Below are 18,860 nucleotides of genomic sequence, written 5' to 3' on the forward strand. Positions count from 1 at the left end.
GAGTAACTCATGTGATTCGAGAGGGAGTTGGGGCACATGCTCGCTGACGAACTGACCAGGCTGGAAGCCGAGGTCTTCGAGATCGAGGAGATCGAGGAGCCGCCGCAGGTGATCGCAAGCTGCACCACGACCGGCTCGCACTGCCACGACACGATCCTCTGACCTTCGCGGTGAGACCGCGGCGGTTCACCCGCCCGCCGAGGGCGGGTGAACCGTCCCGTAGCCCAGGCACCCGAGAACTCCCCCGCGCCTTCCCGCATCCGACGAGCGCCGGAGGGCCTTCGGCTGCGGGAGCACTCCGGACCCCTCCCGCGGACACGCTCCCCGCGAAGGGAGTCGCCCCCGCAGGGGTCAGCGGGAGCGGGCGACGGTCACCTCGACCCGCTGGAACTCCTTGAGGTCGGAGTACCCCGTGGTCGCCATGGCCCGCCGCAGCGCGCCGAAGAAGTTCATCGAACCGTCGGGAATGTGCGAGGGGCCGAGCAGGACCTCTTCCATGGTGCCGACCGCACCCAGGTCGACGCGGCGACCGCGGGGCACGTCCTCGTGCACGGCCTCCATGCCCCAGTGGTGACCCTTGCCGGGCGCGTCGGAGGCCCGGGCCAGCGGGGAGCCCATCATCACGGCGTCGGCGCCGCAGGCGACCGCCTTGGGCAGGTCGCCGGACCAGCCGACGCCGCCGTCCGCGATGACATGCACATAGCGCCCACCGGACTCGTCCAGGTAGTCGCGCCGGGCCGCGGCGACATCGGCGACGGCGCTCGCCATCGGCACCTGGATGCCCAGCACGTTCCGCGTGGTGTGCGCTGCGCCTCCGCCGAAGCCGACGAGGACACCCGCGGCGCCGGTGCGCATCAGGTGCAGCGCCGCGGTGTAGGTGGCGCAGCCGCCGACGATGACCGGCACGTCCAGCTCGTAGATGAACTGCTTGAGGTTCAGCGGCTCGGCGGCGCCGGAGACGTGCTCGGCGGAGACCGTGGTGCCGCGGATGACGAACAGATCCACGCCCGCGTCCACCACGGCCTTGGAGAACTGCGCCGTGCGCTGCGGAGACAGCGCGGCGGCAGTCACCACGCCGGAATCGCGGACCTCCTTGATCCGCTGCCCGATCAGCTCCTCCTTGATCGGCTCGGCGTAGATCTCCTGCATCCGCCGGTTGGCTGTCGCCTCGTCGAGTTCCCCGATCTCCCGCAGCAGCGGCTCCGGGTCCTCGTACCGGGTCCACAGGCCCTCGAGGTTGAGCACCCCGAGCCCGCCCAGCTCTCCGATGCGGATGGCGGTACGCGGGGAGACGACCGAGTCCATCGGTGCGGCGAGGAACGGCAGCTCGAAGCGGTAGGCGTCGATCTGCCAGGCGATGGAGACCTCCTTCGGGTCGCGGGTGCGCCTGCTGGGCACCACCGCGATGTCGTCGAAGGCGTACGCCTGCCGTCCGCGCTTGCCGCGCCCGATCTCGATCTCAGTCACGTCTGCTGCCTCTCACTCTGGTGTGCCGCGGTCCAGTATCGCCGACACGCCGGAGCCCGCGGCTCCGGGAGGGCCGCGGGCTCGGGGACGGGCCGGCCCGGCGCCCGCGCGCCGGCGCCGGGGTCAGCTCCGGGAGTAGTTCGGAGCCTCGGTCGTCATCTGCACGTCGTGCGGGTGGCTCTCCTTGAGCCCGGCCGCGGTGATGCGGACGAAGCGCCCGCGATCCTGCAACTCGGGGACGGTGCGGCCGCCGACGTAGAACATGGACTGCTTCAGCCCGCCGACGAGCTGGTGCACCACGGCGGCGAGCGGGCCGCGGTAGGAGACCTGGCCCTCGACGCCCTCGGGGATCAGCTTGTCGTCGCCGCTGACGCCCTCCTGGAAGTAACGGTCCTTGGAGTAGGACTTGCTGTCACCGCGGGTCTGCATCGCGCCGAGCGAGCCCATGCCGCGGTAGGACTTGAACTGCTTCCCGTTGATGAACAGCAGCTCGCCGGGCGACTCCTCGCAGCCGGCGAGCAGGCTGCCGAGCATCACCGTGTCGGCGCCGGCGACCAGGGCCTTGGCGATGTCGCCGCTGTACTGCAGACCGCCGTCGCCGATGACCGGGACACCGGCCTCCCGCGCGGCCAGCGACGCCTCGTGGATGGCGGTGACCTGGGGGACACCGATTCCGGCGACGACGCGGGTGGTGCAGATGGAGCCGGGGCCCACACCGACCTTCACACCGTCGGCACCGGCGTCGATCAGCGCCTTGGCGCCGTCGCGGGTGGCGATGTTGCCGCCGACGACGTCGACGCGCGGGTGGTTCGACTTGATCTTGGCGATCATGTCGCCGACGAGCCGCGAGTGGCCGTGCGCGGTGTCGACGACGACGAAGTCGACACCCGCCTCGATCAGCGCCTGGGCCCGGTCGTAGGCGTCGCCCGCGACCCCGACGGCGGCACCGACGACCAGCCGGCCCTCGGCGTCCTTGGCGGCGTTCGGGTACTGCTCCGCCTTGACGAAATCCTTGACGGTGATCAGGCCCTTGAGCGTGCCCCCGCCGTCCACCAGCGGCAGCTTCTCGATCTTGTGGCGGCGCAGCAGCTCCATCGCGGCGTCCCGCGAGATCCCGACCTCGCCGGTGACCAGCGGCATCGGCGTCATGACATCCCGGACCTGGCGGCTGCGGTCCAGCTCGAAGGCCATGTCGCGGTTGGTGACGATGCCCAGGAGCTTGCCCGCGGCGTCGGTGACCGGGACGCCGCTGATGCGGAACCGGCCGCAGAGCGCGTCGGCTTCCTGGAGGGTGGCGTCGGGGCGGATGGTGATGGGGTCGGTGACCATCCCGGACTCGGACCGCTTGACCTGGTCGACCTGGTTGGCCTGGTCCTCGATCGAGAGGTTGCGGTGCAGCACGCCCACGCCGCCCTGCCGGGCCATCGCGATGGCCATCCGGCCCTCGGTGACCTTGTCCATGGCGGCGGACAGCAGCGGCACGTTGACCCGTACGTTGCGCGAGACGTACGACGCGGTGTCGATGTCCTGCGGTGCCATGTCCGACTCGCCTGGCAGCAGCAGTACGTCGTCGTATGTCAGGCCCAGAGTGGCGAATTTTGCGGGCACTCCGTCGACGTTCTCAGTCATGACACCTTTCCCATGCTTGCCCCGGCCGGATGTCCATGCTAACGGGCCCGGACGGGTGACCGGACCGCCTGTGGACAACCTCCGGCCCCCGGGCGACCCGGGTGCCCGCGTGCGCGGGAAACCCCCACGCACGTCGCTCACGTGCGGCGGAACTACTGCTCGGCCAGGGCCCGCAGCCGGCTGAGGGCCCGGTGCTGGGCGACACGGACGGCTCCGGGTGACATTCCCAGCAGCTGCCCGGTCTCCTCCGCGGTCAGCCCCACGGCGACCCGCAGCAGCACCAGCTCACGCTGGTGTTCGGGCAGGTTCGCCAGCAGCTTCTTGGCCCACTCCGCGTCACTGCTGAGCAGCGCCCGCTCCTCGGGACCGAGGGAGTCGTCGGGCCGCTCGGGCATCTCGTCCGAGGGCACGGCGGTGGAGCCGGGCCCGCGCATCGCGGCCCGCTGCAGGTCGGCGACCTTGTGCTGGGCGATGGCCACGACGAACGCCTCGAACGGCTTGCCGGTGTCCCGGTAGCGCGGCAGCGCGCAGAGCACCGCGATGCAGACCTCCTGGGCGAGGTCGTCGACGAAGTGACGCGCGTCACCGGGCAGTCGGGTCAACCGCGTACGGCAGTACCGCACGGCCAGCGGGTGCACATGGGCGAGCAGATCGTGCGTGGCCTGGCTGTCGCCCTCGACAGCGCGCTGGACGAGCTTGCCCACCTTGGCGACCTCGGCCGCCTCCGCGGCCCCGGTCGGCGGCGGACCGCTCTCGTCGTCGCGCATCGGTCCATGGTGCACCGACGCCGCGCGGTTCGCCGCACCGCGCTCGTAGAAGTGAGCCGAAGCGTTATGAGCAGGCGCACTGGCCCTCATGTCCACGCCCTCCCCTCACGCCTGACCGACAGGTCCCCGAGGAACTCCATACAACAAGCATGCGGCACGCGCGAGATTTCTCGGCAGCCGCGGGGGAAATCCGCGGGAACACCGGACCGGCCGGGGCCGCCGTCCCACTCGTCGGCGACCGGTTCCGGGCGCGGACGAGCGGGCGGACGGGCGATTGCCGTGCGAGACGGGACGTGCTCGGCCTGCGGCCGGGAGGTGCCCCCGGGCGGACACCCGGCACCAGGTCAGCGGACGAGGCCCCAGCGGAATCCGAGCGCCACCGCATGCGCGCGGTCCGAGGCACCGAGCTTCTTGAAGAGCCGCCTGGCGTGCGTCTTGACGGTGTCCTCCGAGAGGAAGAGCTCACGCCCGATCTCCGCGTTGGAGCGGCCGTGGCTCATGCCCTCCAGCACCTGGATCTCCCGCGCGGTGAGGGTCGGCGCCGCGCCCATCTCGGCCGACCGCAGCCGCCTGGGGGCGAGCCGCCAGGTGGGGTCGGCCAGCGCCTGGGTGACGGTCGCGCGCAGCTCGGCGCGGGAGGCGTCCTTGTGCAGGTACCCGCGGGCGCCGGCCGCGACGGCCAGCGCGACGCCGTCCAGGTCCTCGGCCACCGTCAGCATGATGATGCGGGCGCCGGGGTCGGCGGAGAGCAGCCGCCGCACGGTCTCCACTCCGCCCAGGCCGGGCATCCGGACGTCCATCAGGATCAGGTCGGACCGGTCGGCGCCCCAGCGGCGGAGGACTTCCTCGCCGTTGGCCGCCGTCGTCACACGCTCGACGCCGGGCACGGTCGCGACCGCGCGGCGCAGGGCCTCTCGGGCGAGCGGGGAGTCGTCGCATACGAGGACGGATGTCATGGCCGCCCTCCGCTGCTGATGCGCATCACCTTGAGCCTCCAGGCTGCTTGAGAATCGTCACCTGCGCGATTGACGGCCGCGGCGGCCTGCGCCCCGGGCCGGTTCCGAACCAATCGCTTTCGCTCTCTCAACGACGGTCACCCGAAAGAGTTACGGCTTCCAGCCGCCGTTCTCAGCACTCTACGTGAGCGCCTGTGCACAGATCAGCAACATCCCGCCTTTGTGGCGACCGACGCACCATTAATCCTGAAGTGCCCTATTCAGATGCATTACTTCCGTTTTGCGAGTTTGATCGCTAGATTCGCGAAAGAGTCATATTTACGCACGAGTGTCAGATCACCTCCAGCAGCACTCAGGAGAGACGCGATGGCAGACTTCTCCCGCCTTCCTGGACCCAACGCGGATCTGTGGGACTGGCAGCTTCTGGCCGCCTGCCGGGGGGTGGACAGTTCGCTGTTCTTCCACCCCGAGGGGGAGCGCGGCGCCGCCCGCAGTGCGCGGGAGGCGTCCGCCAAGGAGGTGTGCATGCGCTGCCCCGTGCGCGCCGAGTGCGCGGCGCACGCTCTCCAGGTACGCGAGCCCTACGGGGTGTGGGGCGGGCTCACCGAGGACGAGCGCGAGGAGCTGCTGGGCCGGGCCCGGAACCGGCTGGTGACCACACACAGCCCCGCGCAGGATCAGCGGCCGTCGACTCCTGGCGGAGCCGCTCCGGACGGGGCACCCCGGGGCGGTACGGAGGCTCCGGACGGTACGTCCGCCCACGAAGGTGCGAGCGAGCACGCCGTGGAACCGGTCGGCGAGATGTGAGCGCGCCCCCTCGGCTCCCGCCCGGCCGACCGGACCCCGGGCACCACGCGGCCCCGAGGAACCCGGACGGCTCCGCGGAAACGTTCCCTCACGCGGCACACCACCACCCGACCAGCCACCCGGCCGGGCTCGGAGGACCCCGGGCCCGACCGGGCGGCCGTCAGCCGCGGGCCGCCACGAGCCGGTCCAGCATCGCGGCGACGGCGGGCACCCGCGCGAGGTCGGGCAGCGTCAGCGCGACCACCTCACGCTGCACGGCCGGCACCACCCGGACGGCGCGTGTCCCCCGCGGACGCACCGACTCCACGGCCAGCTCCGGCAGCACCGCGACCCCCAGACCCGCGCCGACCAGACCCACCACCGCCGGATAGTCATCGGTCGCGAAGTCGATCCGCGGCGTGAACCCCGCCGCCTCGCACACCTGGACGAGATGCCGCCGGCAGCGGGGGCAGCCCGCGATCCACGGCTCCTCGGCGAGGGTGCCGATGCCGACCTCCTCCGCGTCCGCGAAGGGGTGCCCCTCCGGCACCAGCCCCACCAGCCGGTCGGTCAGCAGCGGCCGGACCACCAGGTCGTCCGCCTCCCAGTCCTCGGCCGGGACATGCTCCCCGGGCACCGGGTCGTAGCGGAAGGCCAGCGCGATCTCGCAGTCCCCCGCCCGCAGCATCTCCACCGAGCGCGGCGGCTCCGCCTCGACCAGCGAGACCCGGGTGCCCGGATGAGCGGCCCGCATCGCCGCGACGGCGGTGGGCACCAGCGTGGAACTGCCGCTGGGGAAGGAGACCAGCCGCACCCGCCCGGCCCGCAGCCCGGCCAGCGCCGCCACCTCCTCCTCGGCGGCCGTCAGCCCCGCCAGGATCCCGGTGGCGTGCCGTACCAGTGCCTCGCCCGCCTCGGTCGGCCGCGTCTCCCGTCCCGTCCGCACCAGCAGCGGGGTGCCCGCGGCGGCCTCCAGCGCCTTCATCTGCTGGCTGACCGCGGGCTGCGTACAGCCCAGCTCGCGCGCCGCGGCGGAGAAGGAACCGGTTCGGGTGACCGCGCGCAGGACGCGCAGATGACGGGCCTCGATCATGCTCCCGAGCATAGGCGGGCATAAGCCTGCCTTGGGGATCGCCGCCGGAACCCGCTCGCGCCTTGGAGCGCTCCTCGGTAGCCTCGGCGCATGGAGCTGCTTTCCGTCAACCTCGCCAGACCCCACCGCTCGGAGCACACCGCCGCCGAAGGCGGTCTGACCGGCATCGACAAGCAGCCCGTCGAGGGCGCCGTCACCGTCACCGCCCCCGGCCCGCGCGGCACCGGGGGCAGCGGGCTGGCCGGCGACACCATCGGCGATCTGCGCCACCACGGCGGCGAGGAGCAGGCGGTCTACGCCTTCGCGCGCGAGGAGCTGGACTTCTGGGAAGGCGAGCTGGGCCGGGCGCTGCCCAACGGCGTCTTCGGCGAGAACCTCACCACCCGGGGCGTCCAGGTCGACGACGCGCGCATCGGGGAGCGCTGGCAGCTCGGCACAGCCGGCACCGGACCGCTGCTGGAGGTGTGCTCCATGCGGGTACCCTGCCGCACCTTCGCGGGCTGGCTGAGCGAACGGGGCTGGGTCAAACGGTTCACGGACCGCCGGATGCCCGGCGCCTATCTGCGGGTCGTCGAGCCGGGCGCGGTGCGCGCGGGTGACCCCGTCACCGTCGTCCACCGCCCCGACCACGAGGTCTCGGTCAGCTTCGTGTTCCGCGCCCTGACCCGGGAGCCCGAGCTGCTGCCGCGCGTGCTGGCGGCGGGCGAGGCGCTGGACCCGCAGGCGCGGGAGCACGCGCTGCGCCGCATCCCCGGCTGACGGACCACCGTCCCCGGCTGACGAGCCGCCAAGCGAGGCTGACGGCCCGCCACGACGCGGCGCCCGGGCCGCAGTCCGGCCGTGGCGTGGTCGAGCGAGCCGCGGACCGGTCCGGCGGCGGAGCCTCGTCCGGCGGTGGCGGTACGACAGGGTCGTACGGGTGCCCTACCCTCGCCGAGGCGGCCGGACGGCGCATCAGCAGCCGTGCGGGGCCGATAGCGTGGCCGCATGACGACTGCACTGATTACGGGAGCCACCGCCGGTATCGGCGCCGCCTTCGCCCGGCGGCTGGCCGGCCGCGGCTACCACCTCGTGCTCGCCGCGCGGAACACCGACCGGCTCTGGCGGGAGGCGACCGAACTGCACGACCGGCACGGGGTGGAGGCCGACGTCGTCACCGCCGACCTGGCGACGGAAGCGGGCATCGCCGCGGTCGAGGACCGGCTGAACTCCCGGGAACACCCCGTCGACCTGCTGGTGAACAACGCGGGGTTCGGCAACAAGGGCCGCTACCTGGAGGTGTCCGTCGCCGACGAGCTGACGATGCTCAAGGTGCACTGCGAAGCCGTGCTGCGGCTCACCTCGGCGGCGACGGCCTCCATGTGCGAGCGGGGGCGCGGTGGGGTCATCAACGTCGCCTCCGTGGCCGCCTTCTTCCCCCGCGGCACCTACGGCGCCTCCAAGGCGTGGGTCACCCAGTTCACCCAGGGCGCCGCCAAGGACCTGGCCGGTCAGGGCGTGCGGCTGATGGCCCTGTGCCCCGGATTCGTCCGCACGGAGTTCCACGACCGGGCCGGGATGGACTCCGCCGACATTCCGCGGTGGATGTGGCTGGACGCGGACCAGGTGGTCGAGACGGCGCTGCGGGACCTCGCGCGCGGCAAGGTGGTCTCGGTCCCCGACCCCCGGTACAAGGCCCTGCTGGGCGCTTCCCGGCTCATCCCGCGCGGCGTGCTGGCCAAGGCGTCCTCGACCACGGGACGCAAGTACGGCCCGAAGTAGGACCGAGGCGGCATCCGGCAGGACCGGGGGCGCACCCGGCGGGACCGGGCGGCGCGGGCCGCCGCGGAGGAGCCGGGGAAAGCAGCGAGGGCGCACCCCGCGACGGGGTGCGCCCTCACCGGACGGCGGGATGCCTCAGTGGGCGTGCCCGTGGCCGTGGCCCGCGCCGGCGGCCTCGTCCTCCTCGGCCGGCTTCTCGACGACCAGGGTCTCGGTCGTCAGCAGCAGCGAGGCGATCGAGGCGGCGTTCTCCAGCGCGGAGCGCGTCACCTTCACCGGGTCGATGACACCGGCCTTGACCAGGTCGCCGTACTCGCTGGTGGCGGCGTTGAAGCCCTGGCCGGCCTCCAGCTCCGCGACCTTGGCGGTGATGACGTAGCCCTCCAGGCCCGCGTTCTCGGCGATCCAGCGCAGCGGCTCGACCGCGGCGCGGCGGACGGTGGCGACACCGGTCGCCTCGTCGCCCTCCTTGCCGAGGTTGCCCTCCAGCACCTTGACCGCGTGCACGAGCGAGGAACCGCCACCGGAGACGATGCCCTCCTCGACCGCCGCACGGGTCGCGGAGATCGCGTCCTCCAGGCGGTGCTTCTTCTCCTTCAGCTCGACCTCGGTGGCCGCGCCGACGCGGATCACGCACACGCCGCCGGCCAGCTTGGCGAGGCGCTCCTGGAGCTTCTCGCGGTCCCAGTCCGAGTCGGTCGCCTCGATCTCGCCCTTGATCTGGGCGACGCGGCCCTGCACGTCCTCGGCCTTGCCCGCACCGTCGACGATCGTGGTGTCGTCCTTGGTGACGGTGACGCGGCGCGCGGAACCGAGCACGTCGAGACCGGCCTGGTCGAGCTTGAGGCCGACCTCCTCGGCGATGACGGTGGCGCCGGTGAGCGTCGCCATGTCGCCGAGCATCGCCTTGCGGCGGTCGCCGAAGCCGGGCGCCTTGACGGCGACGGCGTTGAAGGTGCCGCGGATCTTGTTGACGACGAGGGTGGAGAGCGCCTCGCCCTCCACGTCCTCGGCGATGATCAGCAGCGGCTTGCTGGAGCCGGCCTGCATGACCTTCTCCAGCAGCGGCAGCAGGTCCTGGATGGAGCTGATCTTGCCCTGGTGGATCAGGATGTACGGGTCGTCGAGGACGGCCTCCATACGCTCCTGGTCGGTGACGAAGTACGGCGAGAGGTAGCCCTTGTCGAAGGCCATGCCCTCGGTGAAGTCCAGCTCCAGACCGAAGGTCTGGGACTCCTCGACGGTGATGACGCCGTCCTTGCCGACCTTGTCCATCGCCTCGGCGATCAGCTCGCCGACCTGCTTGTCCTGCGCGGACAGGGCGGCGACGGAGGCGATGTCCTCCTTGGAGTCGATCGGGCGCGCGGTCTTGACCAGCTCGTCCGAGACGGCGGCGACCGCGGCGTCGATGCCCTTCTTCAGGGCGGCCGGGGAGGCACCGGCGGCGACGTTGCGCAGGCCCTCGCGGACCAGCGCCTGCGCCAGCACGGTGGCGGTGGTGGTGCCGTCACCGGCGATGTCGTTGGTCTTGGTCGCCACCTCCTTGAGGAGCTGGGCGCCCAGGTTCTCGTACGGGTCCTCGACCTCGACCTCGCGGGCGATGGTGACGCCGTCGTTGGTGATGGTGGGGGCGCCGAACTTCTTGTCGATGACGACGTTGCGGCCGCGGGGGCCGATGGTCACCTTCACGGTGTCGGCGAGGTTGTTGACGCCCCGCTCAAGGGCGCGACGGGCGTCCTCGTCGAACTTCAGGATCTTCGCCATGGAAGCTGTTGTGTCCTCTCACACGTCTCGCACGTCTCGTACGCGCCCGTGTCGGCCGGTACGAGCCGCGCCCTGGTCCCTGCTACCTCGCGCGAGGAGCGGGCACCAGGGCGCGTATCGACTGCACGCTGCGGCTTCGGAAAGCTGCCGCGTCCGTAGTCCGTACTGCTTCTCGCCGTACTACTTCTCGACGATCGCGAGAACGTCGCGGGCCGAGAGGACGAGGTAGTCCTCGCCGCTGTACTTCACCTCGGTGCCGCCGTACTTGCTGTAGAGCACGATGTCGCCGACGGACACGTCGAGCGGCAGGCGGTTGCCGTCCTCGAAGCGGCCCGGACCAACGGCCAGGACGGTGCCCTCCTGGGGCTTCTCCTTGGCGGTGTCCGGGATGACCAGGCCCGAGGCCGTGGTCTCTTCGGCGTCGAGCGGCTGGACCACGATGCGGTCCTCGAGCGGCTTGATGGCAACCTTGGAGCTGGCGGTCGTCACGATCCGACCTCCCCCTTCGGAGATCTCAATACGTCAAACTGAGGGCTTATGTCTGGAGTGGCGACCTGGTAGATCCGTCGTCGCGGGTGCCGGATCTGCCCGTCGCGTACTGCTGGCACTCACACGGGGAGAGTGCCAAGGTCGAGATTATGCCTGGCTTAGCACTCGGTCAAGCGGAGTGCTAGCCGCACCGGCTCGCGCCGATGTGAGAGGGCGCCCCCCTCACTCGCTCTCCGCGGGGATTCGCCGCGGAACCGCGGCTGTCCGCCGGGCGCGGCGCCGTCCTGGTCACTCGCGCGGTTCCCCGCGCCCTTCCAGGCGCCCAGCAGGTGCTCGGCCTTCTCCAGGGCCCCGAGCAGGACTTCCGGGGCGGCCCGGCGCACGGGACGCGGGAGCGGCACGGGACAATGGGCGGGTGGATCGTGAGGTGTTCGCGGAGCTGCTCTCCGACGAGGGGCAGGCACTGCTGCGGGAAGTACGGGGGGTCGAGCCCGCGCAGGAGCTCGCCGTGGCGACGCGGCTGCGGCAGCGGCACGAACCGGCGCTGGTGTCGGCGGCGCTGGCCCAGAGCCGGCTGCGCGCCCGCGCCGAGGCGAAGTTCGGCCCCGGCGACGCGCACGCCCTCTACTTCACCGCGGACGGGCTCGAACAGGCCACCCGCACCCCGGTCGCCCGGCACCGCGCCCGGCGGATGCGCGACCTCGGCGTCCGCAGCGCCGTGGACCTGTGCTGCGGCATCGGCGCCGACGCGCTGGCGCTGGCCCGGGAGGGCATCCGGGTGCTGGCCGTCGACCGCTCGCCGCTCACCTGCGCGGTGGCCCGCGCCAACGCCGCGGCCCTGGGGCTCGCGGAGCTGGTCGAGGTGCGGTGCGCCGACGTCACCGAGGTGGACACCGCCGGCTGGGACGCGCTCTTCGCCGACCCGGCCCGCCGCACCGGACGGGGCCGGGTCTTCGATCCGGAGAGCTACTCGCCGCCGCTGAGCTGGGCCGTGCGGGCGGCCCGTACCGCGCCGCTGGCCGCGCTGAAGGTGGCCCCCGGCATCCCGCACGAGGCGGTGCCCGCGGAGGCGGAGGCGGAGTGGGTCTCCTGCGGCGGCGACGTCAAGGAGGCGGTGCTGTGGTTCGGCGGCGGCCGGACGGGCACCGGCGGGGTGCGCGCGACGCTGCTGCCCGCCGGGGAGACCCTCGCCGGGGAGGGGCTGCCCGACCCGGAAACGGGACCGGTGGGCCGGTATCTCTACGAGCCGGACGGCGCCGTCGTCCGCGCCCATCTGGTCGCCGAGCTGGCCCGGCAGGTGGCGGGACGGCTGATCGACCCGACGATCGCGTACGTGACCACCGACGCGGTGCACCCGACGCCGTTCGCGACCGGGTACGAGATCACCGACGCGCTGCCGTTCAACGTCAAGAAGCTGCGCGCCCTGCTGCGGGAGCGCGGCGTGGGGGTCGTCACCGTCAAGAAGCGCGGCTCGGCGGTCGAGCCCGAGGAGCTGCGCCGGAAACTGAAGCTGGACCCGAAGACGGCGGGCGGCTCCTGCACCGTCTTCCTCACCCGGATCGCGGGCGCGCCCGGCATGCTGCTCGGGCATCCGCTGGCGTGACCGCGCGGGCCTCAGCGCCCCTGACGGGTACGGGTGCGGGTGAAGTCGCCGCGCAGGACGCGTTCGGTGAGCGTCTCCTCGGTCAGCGAGCCGTAGCCGGTCGCGGCCCACAGGCTGTGCTCGGGCGGGACCTCGAAGTACGGGACTCGGCGGCCGTCGTGCTTATGGGTGAGGACCTCCGGCGCGCGGCGTTCGGAGACCGCCGCGGAGCACTCCTGGCACGCGGCGACGCGCAGGGCCTCGCGGCGGCCCAGCGGTCGCCAGCGGATCCGCTCGGCGGCGGCGCCGTGCAGCGGGTCGAAGAAGCACAGCGGCAGCGTCGGCGCAGCGGTCCGGGCCTTGCGGCGACTGCGGGGAGCCGGCTCGGACCGCCCCAGCGCGTCCTCGCCCTCGTGCAGGAGCGCGAGGACGCCCGCGAGGTCGGGGGTGTCGCGGGCCTCGTCCAGCACGGTGCACGCCGCGGCGTAGGCGTCCAGGGAGAGCTGGAGCAGATCGCTGTCGGCGTGCTCGCCGGGTTCGTGGGCGATCAGCTTCTCGTTGTACGCGAGGAGTTCGCGCTGGGCGCGCTTGCGCAGGTCGCGCACGCCCGCCGTGCGCGCGGTGGCGAAGACGGAACGCGGCGAGGTGAACGGCGCCCGCGCCGAGGTACGCGCACGCCGCCGCACGGTGCGGGAGACCAGCACCGCGGCGGCCGCCACCGCCACCGCCGACCCGATCAGCACCGCGAGCAGCAGCGGGGAGGGGCCCGGGTCCGCGCTGCCGCCGTCCGGGCCACCGTGGTCCGCGCCGCCGTCCGCGCCGTTGTGGTCCGCACCGCCGTCGCGCTCCGCCGGGTCGTCGTCGTGCAGGTCCGCGGTGGCCTTCTCGTACTGCTTCCTGCCGTCGCCGGACCGCACGATCTCCAGCGCACGGGAGAACTTGACGTAGAGGCTCCGGTCCTTCATGTCGTCCTGGTGGCCGACCGCGGCAACACCCCAGAACGCCTCGTACCGGCCGTCGCGGGGGAACTCGTAGCCGTCCAGGAAGCCCTCGTTGGTGCTGAGGGTCATGTAGACGGCCTTCGTCTTCGAGCCCTCCCCGATCCGGTAGCGCACGACGTCGACCATTTTCTTCGGGTCGCCGCCCCATGCGTCGCCGGAGATGAGCGGGACGACGATGACCCGGACCGGCAGCCCCGACTTCTTGATCTTCGCGGCCAGCCGGCGCTGCTCGTCGGGCGGGAAGGCCGACCGGTAGGAGGGGTCGACGTAGACGGGCGAGGTGCGCAGCCCGTCGGCTATCCGCTGCCCCGCGGAACCGGCGTCGGAGGCCGCACCCGGATCGTCGTCGGCCCGGGCCGGTGCGCCGGCGGCGAGCGCGAGCACCAGTGCGGTGAGGACGGACACCAGGACGGCGGCGAGGGACCACCTCGGACCCGCCGCGGGATCGGCGCCGCGCGCGGTGCGTCGTTCAGTGGACACCCAGTTGCTCCCGGACTCGGCGGACTATCAGATCGGCGGTCAGCTCCGCACTGCGGCCGGTGCCCTGCGCTGCGAGCGGACCGGGGATGCGGTGGTAGGGCTCGTACGGTGCGGAGCGTGCGGCACCGGGTACGGGCAGGCGCAGCACCCGCGCGGCCACGGTCTCGGCGGCCCGCGCGGGCCGCGAGCCGGCCGTCGGCAGCGCGGCACGGCACTCGGCGCACAGCGGTCGGGACCGTGCGGATCCGGTCTCACCGGGGAGTTTCAGCCGTCCGGACGCGGGCGCCGGTCCGTGCAGCGGGTCGAGGGTGCACAGCCGGGTCCGGCCGGCGCCGCGGGCCGCGGGTGCGGCGCCGCGCTCCAGCAGGGCGCGGGCGACCCGGATCAGCGCGAGACCGGCGGCGAGGGTGGGCGCGTCGGCGTCGGCGTCCACCCGGTTGTCGCCCTCCTGGTCGAGGAGGAGGGTCGCGGCGTCGAGGCAGTCCCAGACCTGGGCGCGTACGGCGTCGGGCAGCCCGTGGGGGACCGCTTCGAAGGCGTCGTTCAGCTCGCCGAGTTCCCACCGTGCCGTCCGGCGCAGCCGCCCGGCCGGAAGGCGCGCGGGGAGTTGCGAGGGGATACCGCCCGCGCCGCTCGCCCGGGCGGCAGGCGCGGCCCGTACGGCGGTGCGTATCCGTCCTGCGGCGGCGAGACCGGCGGCCGTCACCCCGAAGGCGGCAGCGGCCCCCACCCCTCCCATCAGCAGTCCGGGCGTGAAGTCCTCCGCGTAGAGGGAGGGCAGTACGTCCTCGGTCACCGGATCGTCCGCGGCCGACGGCTCCAGGTAGGGGCGCCCGGGCGGGCCGTGCGGGGCGCGGCCGACGGCCCGGAGCACGCTGTCGAGCCGCTGGTAGAGCCCCTGGTTCTCGGAGTCCCCGGAGTCCTCCGCACCGGCCCCGTCGAAGCGCAGGTCCCCCGTGGTGTCCCGGAGCGCCGCACTGTCCAGCCGGGCGCCGTAGTTGACGAGTTCGAGGTCGCCGTCCTCGGAGGCGCCCGCGATCAGGTAGAGGCCGTCGCCGTCCTTCCCCATCCGGTCGTGCAGCCGGTCGTGCAGCCGTTTGGCGAAGCGGGCGCCGTCCCCGGCCGACTCGTCCGCGGTGACGAGGGGAACGACGGCGATCCGGACCCGAACGTCCAGGCGCGCCACCCGCTCCCGCAGCCGGTCGAGTTGGCTCCGGCTCAGCAGCCCGGCCCCGAGCGGGTCGACGTAGACGGGGTCGGCGCGCAGCCCCTGGGCGACTCGCACGGTCCTGGCGCGCAGGTCGGCGGCGGTGGGCGGCTTGTCGGCGTCGGAGCGGGTGTCGTCGAAGACGAGCGGCGCACCGGCGCCGATCACCAGGGCCGTTCCGGCGGCGACGGGCACCAGCAGCCGGAGCCGCGGCCCCTTCCCGCCCCGCCGGCGCCGGATGTACCAGCCGGTGGCGACCAGGAAGACCGGTACCCCGGTGAGCAGGACGCCGGTGAGGAAGCCCTGGTTCTCGCGGTCGGTGCGGCTGGTGTGGAGCTTGTCCGGTTCCTCACCGGCGCGGCTCGCCTCCAGTCCGCGCTCGGCGCGCCGCACCGCGTCGCCGGACCGCAGGACGTCCACGAAGTGCCGGAACACCTCCAGAGTGCCCGCGTCGTAGGGCAGTTCGAAGAGGGTCGCCGTGGCCGCGTCCCGGGCCGGTACGTCCACCCCGAACGTCTCGGTGCGCGGGCTCCCGCCGTCCTCGCCGAGCAGGACATAGAGCCCGTCCTCGCCGAGCCGGTCGTGCACGGCCGCCAGCAGTCCCTCGTCGCGCGCCGGCCCGGTCCCGGGGAGCACCAGCACATACGTCGGCACGCCGGTGCGCTTCGCCGCCCGGGCGAAGGCGGACCGGGCGGAGAGCGGGTTGGTCCGCGGAAGCTGGTCGGAGAGGTGGACGGGGTTCTCGCGCAACTTCTCGGCCAGGTAGGCGGCGGGCGTCGCCGGTCCGGCGGCCGCCGCCGTCCCGGAGGCCGCCCCGAGTCCGGCCATGGCCGTGAGCAGCACGGCCGTGCTCCACACACGCCACCGTCCGGAGTGTCCCGCCCCCCTGGCCATCCGCGTCCCCGCTTCCGACGTCGTTCCCGGCCCGCACAATCCTGCCGGGTGACACACCGTGAGCACATCCGGCCCACGCGTACATCGGTTCACATCCGGCGCAGGGGGTGCGCCTCACGCAGCGGCTCCGCGTGCCGGACGTACGGCGCTCCGGCTCGAGGCCCGGCGACGGTCCGGAGCGCCGTCAGACCCGCTCGAACCGCCACCGGTGCACCGGGCGGGCGGACAGCTCCGCCGGAGGGTCGGGCAGCTCGGGGACGTCCGCGTCGTACCCGCCCGCCCAGCAGGTGATGACCAGGACCCGGTCGCCCGGCGCTGTGAAGTGTTCGCGGCGCTCGCAGCGGGCGTCCGGGGGCAGTTCCCGGCCGCGGACCCAGGAGAGCAGTTCGGGACCGCGGCCGGGGGCGGCCTTGGCCTCCCACATGAGAGCGACGGTCGGCATCAGGCGTAGAGGTTCTTCCTGCTCAGCTCGTGCACATGGTCGTGGTCATGTCCGTGGGAGTGGTCCGAGGCCGCCGACGGGTCCGGCACATGCGGTTCCGTGACCGGGAGCGAGGAGTCCGCGGGCAGGTCCCAGGCGGAAGCGGCGCGGTTGCGTGCCACCATCTCGGCACCGAGGGCTGCCACCATGGCGCCGTTGTCGGTGCACAGCTTGGGCCGGGGGACCCGCAGGGTGATGCCCGCCTCGGCGCACCGCTCCTCGGCCATGGCCCGCAGCCGGGAGTTGGCCGCGACCCCGCCGCCGATCATCAGATGGTCCACGCCCTCGTCCCGGCAGGCGCGCAGGGCCTTGCGGGTCAGCACATCGGTGACGGCCTCCTGGAAGGAGGCGGCGACGTGGGCGACAGGCACCTCCTCGCCCGCGTTCCACTTCGCCTCGATCCAGCGGGCGACCGCGGTCTTGAGGCCGGAGAAGGAGAAGTCGTAGGGCGCGTCGCGCGGTCCGGTCAGCCCGCGCGGGAAGGCGATGGCCGCCGGGTCGCCCTCCTTCGCGTACTTGTCGATCACCGGGCCGCCGGGGAAGCCCAGGTTGAGCACCCGGGCGACCTTGTCGAACGCCTCGCCCGCCGCGTCGTCGATGGTGGAGCCCAGCGGCCGGACGTCGGCGGTGATGTCGGGCGCCAGCAGCAGCGACGAGTGGCCGCCGGAGACCAGCAGCGCCATCGTCGGCTCGGGCAGCGCGCCGTGTTCGAGCTGGTCGACGCAGATGTGCGAGGCCAGATGGTTGACGCCGTAGAGCGGCTTGCCCAGCGCGTACGCGTACGCCTTCGCCGCCGAGACGCCGACGAGCAGCGCCCCCGCCAGCCCGGGGCCGGCGGTGACGGCGACGCCGTCCAGGTCGGAGGCGGTGATCCCGGCGTCCTTCAGGGCGCGCTCGATGGTCGGCACCATCGCCTCCAGGTGCGCCCGGCTGGCGATCTCGGGGACGACGCCGCCGAACCGCGCGTGGGTGTCCACGCTGGAGGCGACGGCGTCGGCCAGCAGCGTGTGGCCGCGCACGATTCCGACGCCGGTCTCGTCGCAGGAGGTCTCGATGCCGAGAACGAGCGGTTCGTCAACCATGGCTCTTCGTTCCTTGGTGCGGGTGCGGGTGCAGGTGCGGGTTCGGGTTCGGGTGCGGAAGGGTGTTCGCGGGAGCGTCCCCCGAGGTGTCGGCGGCGGCCGCGTACGCGGCGGGGTCGGCCAGCCGCATCACCAGCGCGTCGGTACCGGTGGGCTGGTAGTAGCCGCGCCGGATGCCGATGGGTACGAAGCCGAAGCGCTCGTACAGGCGCTGCGCGGGCGCGTTGTCCACTCGCACCTCCAGCAGCACCTCCGCGCACTCGAAGTCCGTGGCGGCCCGCAACAGCGCCCGCAGCAGCCGCGCGCCCAGGCCGGTGCCCCGGTGGCCGGGCAGCACGCCGATGGTCTGGATGTCCCCCGTGCCGCCGACAGCCGCCAGACCGCCGTAGCCGACGAGGCTGCCCGCCGGACCCCCGCCCGCGGCGAGGGAGACCGGGGACGCCGGAGAGGCCGGGGAGACCGGGGACGCCGGAGAGGGGGCCGTGTCCTCGGCGACGAGGTAGCGCCGGGTGGCGTCCGCTCCCCGTGCGTACGCCAGCTCCGACCAGAACATCCCGGCCGACCAGGCGTCCTCGGGGAAGAGCTGCTGCTCCAGCGCGAGCACGGGCTCGATGTCCCACCAGCGCATCTCGCGCAGTCCGACGCGGCCCTCCCCGCCCTCCGGGCCACCCGCCCGCGCGGGGCCGGCGGCATGGTCGGCGGCGCTCACCGCGGGGTGACCACCTTGTAGTTGGCGGGCACCTGCGCGTCGGGCCGCCGCAGGTACAGCGGGCGCGGCGGCAGCAGCTCCTCGCCGCGCGCCAGCCGTTCGGCCGCGAGCCGGGCGAGCGCCGCGGCCGACTGGTCGGCGGGCAGGTCGTGGCGTACGCCCCGGAAGACCGACTCGTACAGCACCGCGCCCGCGCCGACGGCGGGCAGTGCGCCGATCTCCTCCTCGCGGGCCTCGATCTCCGCGGGCCGGTCCACCGCGGGGTCGGTGCTGCGGGTGCGCGCGTCGGCGTACCGGGCCCAGTAGACCTCCTTGCGGCGCGCGTCGGTGGCGACGACGAACGGCTCCGCCAAGCCGGAGGCGTACGCGATGCCGTCGAGCGTGCACACACCGTGCATCCGCTGGCCCAGCGCCGCCGCGAACGCCTCCGCGGTCGCCAGGCCGACCCGCAGGCCGGTGTAGGGGCCCGGTCCGACGCCGACCACCACGTCGGTGACCTCGGCCAGCTTCCGGCCCGCCTCCGCCAGCACCGCGTCCACGCAGGGCAGCAGCAGTTCGCCGTGGCGGCGGGCGTCGACCTGGTGGGCGGCGGCGAGCGTGCGGTCGCCGTCCGCGTCGTGGAGTGCGACGGTGACGGCGGGTGTGGCGGTATCCAGCGCGAGCATCAACACCCGACCAGCCTACGGCGCCCGCACGGCCCGCTCTCACCCGC

At 73.4% G+C, this 18,860-nt stretch carries 18 protein-coding genes; 5 read left to right on the forward strand and 13 right to left on the reverse strand.

Features of this window, described 5'->3' with window-relative positions:
- The first annotated feature begins 36 nt into the window (after nucleotides 1–36).
- Nucleotides 37–162 (forward strand): hypothetical protein, encoded by a 126-nt coding sequence (locus P2424_RS26745; RefSeq protein WP_276478262.1) that lies wholly within the window; start codon nucleotides 37–39, stop codon nucleotides 160–162.
- 189 nt (nucleotides 163–351) lie between these two features.
- Here the strand turns inward: P2424_RS26745 and P2424_RS26750 are convergent, their stop codons facing one another.
- From P2424_RS26750 to P2424_RS26765, 4 genes are all read right to left on the reverse strand, one after another.
- Complete coding sequence (locus tag P2424_RS26750) at nucleotides 352–1,467, reverse strand: GuaB3 family IMP dehydrogenase-related protein (RefSeq protein ID WP_276478263.1); 1,116 nt, start codon at nucleotides 1,465–1,467, stop codon at nucleotides 352–354.
- A gap of 123 nt (nucleotides 1,468–1,590) precedes the next feature.
- Nucleotides 1,591–3,096 carry an IMP dehydrogenase gene (gene guaB / locus P2424_RS26755; protein ID WP_276478264.1) on the reverse strand — a complete coding sequence of 502 codons (1,506 nt, stop codon included), beginning with the start codon at nucleotides 3,094–3,096 and terminating at the stop codon, nucleotides 1,591–1,593.
- 152 nt (nucleotides 3,097–3,248) lie between these two features.
- The gene (locus tag P2424_RS26760) at nucleotides 3,249–3,863 is read right to left on the reverse strand and encodes a sigma-70 family RNA polymerase sigma factor (RefSeq protein WP_276478265.1); all 615 of its coding nucleotides are present in this window, start codon (nucleotides 3,861–3,863) and stop codon (nucleotides 3,249–3,251) included.
- 344 nt (nucleotides 3,864–4,207) lie between these two features.
- Nucleotides 4,208–4,819 carry a response regulator transcription factor gene (locus P2424_RS26765; protein WP_003948568.1) on the reverse strand — a complete coding sequence of 204 codons (612 nt, stop codon included), beginning with the start codon at nucleotides 4,817–4,819 and terminating at the stop codon, nucleotides 4,208–4,210.
- Nucleotides 4,820–5,185: 366 nt separating this feature from the next.
- Between P2424_RS26765 and P2424_RS26770 the strand changes: the two genes are divergently transcribed.
- The gene (locus P2424_RS26770) at nucleotides 5,186–5,626 is read left to right on the forward strand and encodes a WhiB family transcriptional regulator (protein ID WP_276478266.1); all 441 of its coding nucleotides are present in this window, start codon (nucleotides 5,186–5,188) and stop codon (nucleotides 5,624–5,626) included.
- A gap of 160 nt (nucleotides 5,627–5,786) precedes the next feature.
- On the opposite strand, the gene P2424_RS26775 is transcribed toward P2424_RS26770, so the two are convergent.
- Nucleotides 5,787–6,698 carry a LysR family transcriptional regulator gene (locus P2424_RS26775; RefSeq protein ID WP_276478267.1) on the reverse strand — a complete coding sequence of 304 codons (912 nt, stop codon included), beginning with the start codon at nucleotides 6,696–6,698 and terminating at the stop codon, nucleotides 5,787–5,789.
- 90 nt (nucleotides 6,699–6,788) lie between these two features.
- Between P2424_RS26775 and P2424_RS26780 the strand changes: the two genes are divergently transcribed.
- Complete coding sequence (locus P2424_RS26780) at nucleotides 6,789–7,457, forward strand: MOSC domain-containing protein (protein ID WP_276478268.1); 669 nt, start codon at nucleotides 6,789–6,791, stop codon at nucleotides 7,455–7,457.
- Nucleotides 7,458–7,685: 228 nt separating this feature from the next.
- Entirely contained in the window at nucleotides 7,686–8,459 is a 774-nt protein-coding gene (locus tag P2424_RS26785) for an SDR family oxidoreductase (protein WP_276478269.1), read from the forward strand.
- Between the two features lie 135 nt (nucleotides 8,460–8,594).
- Here P2424_RS26785 and groL read toward each other — a convergent pair whose 3' ends face one another.
- On the reverse strand, nucleotides 8,595–10,223 hold the full coding sequence (gene groL / locus P2424_RS26790) for a chaperonin GroEL (protein WP_276478270.1): 1,629 nt from the start codon (nucleotides 10,221–10,223) through the stop codon (nucleotides 8,595–8,597).
- A gap of 180 nt (nucleotides 10,224–10,403) precedes the next feature.
- Complete coding sequence (gene groES, locus P2424_RS26795) at nucleotides 10,404–10,712, reverse strand: co-chaperone GroES (RefSeq protein WP_019354894.1); 309 nt, start codon at nucleotides 10,710–10,712, stop codon at nucleotides 10,404–10,406.
- 415 nt (nucleotides 10,713–11,127) lie between these two features.
- Here groES and P2424_RS26800 point away from each other — a divergent pair, with 415 nt between their 5' ends.
- The gene (locus P2424_RS26800) at nucleotides 11,128–12,315 is read left to right on the forward strand and encodes a class I SAM-dependent methyltransferase (protein WP_276478271.1); all 1,188 of its coding nucleotides are present in this window, start codon (nucleotides 11,128–11,130) and stop codon (nucleotides 12,313–12,315) included.
- 11 nt (nucleotides 12,316–12,326) lie between these two features.
- On the opposite strand, the gene P2424_RS26805 is transcribed toward P2424_RS26800, so the two are convergent.
- The 6 genes from P2424_RS26805 to tsaB form a co-directional block, all read right to left on the reverse strand.
- Entirely contained in the window at nucleotides 12,327–13,775 is a 1,449-nt protein-coding gene (locus P2424_RS26805) for a hypothetical protein (RefSeq protein ID WP_276478272.1), read from the reverse strand.
- Nucleotides 13,765–15,825 (reverse strand): hypothetical protein, encoded by a 2,061-nt coding sequence (locus tag P2424_RS26810; RefSeq protein WP_276478273.1) that lies wholly within the window; start codon nucleotides 15,823–15,825, stop codon nucleotides 13,765–13,767. Before P2424_RS26810 ends, P2424_RS26805 begins: the two co-directional genes overlap by 11 nt.
- A 235-nt stretch (nucleotides 15,826–16,060) precedes the next feature.
- Nucleotides 16,061–16,318: a hypothetical protein gene (locus P2424_RS26815; protein ID WP_276478274.1), complete on the reverse strand. Its 258-nt coding sequence runs from the start codon at nucleotides 16,316–16,318 to the stop codon at nucleotides 16,061–16,063.
- Nucleotides 16,318–17,439 (reverse strand): tRNA (adenosine(37)-N6)-threonylcarbamoyltransferase complex transferase subunit TsaD, encoded by a 1,122-nt coding sequence (gene tsaD, locus P2424_RS26820; protein WP_276478275.1) that lies wholly within the window; start codon nucleotides 17,437–17,439, stop codon nucleotides 16,318–16,320. Before tsaD ends, P2424_RS26815 begins: the two co-directional genes overlap by 1 nt.
- Nucleotides 17,432–18,067, reverse strand: coding sequence for a ribosomal protein S18-alanine N-acetyltransferase (rimI, locus tag P2424_RS26825; protein WP_276479149.1), 636 nt, complete (start codon nucleotides 18,065–18,067; stop codon nucleotides 17,432–17,434). Before rimI ends, tsaD begins: the two co-directional genes overlap by 8 nt.
- Before the next feature lie 77 nt (nucleotides 18,068–18,144).
- Nucleotides 18,145–18,819 carry a tRNA (adenosine(37)-N6)-threonylcarbamoyltransferase complex dimerization subunit type 1 TsaB gene (gene tsaB / locus P2424_RS26830; protein WP_276478276.1) on the reverse strand — a complete coding sequence of 225 codons (675 nt, stop codon included), beginning with the start codon at nucleotides 18,817–18,819 and terminating at the stop codon, nucleotides 18,145–18,147.
- Nucleotides 18,820–18,860: the final 41 nt, after the last annotated feature.

It is taken from the genome of Streptomyces sp. WMMB303 (assembly GCF_029351045.1).
Taxonomy (GTDB): domain Bacteria; phylum Actinomycetota; class Actinomycetes; order Streptomycetales; family Streptomycetaceae; genus Streptomyces.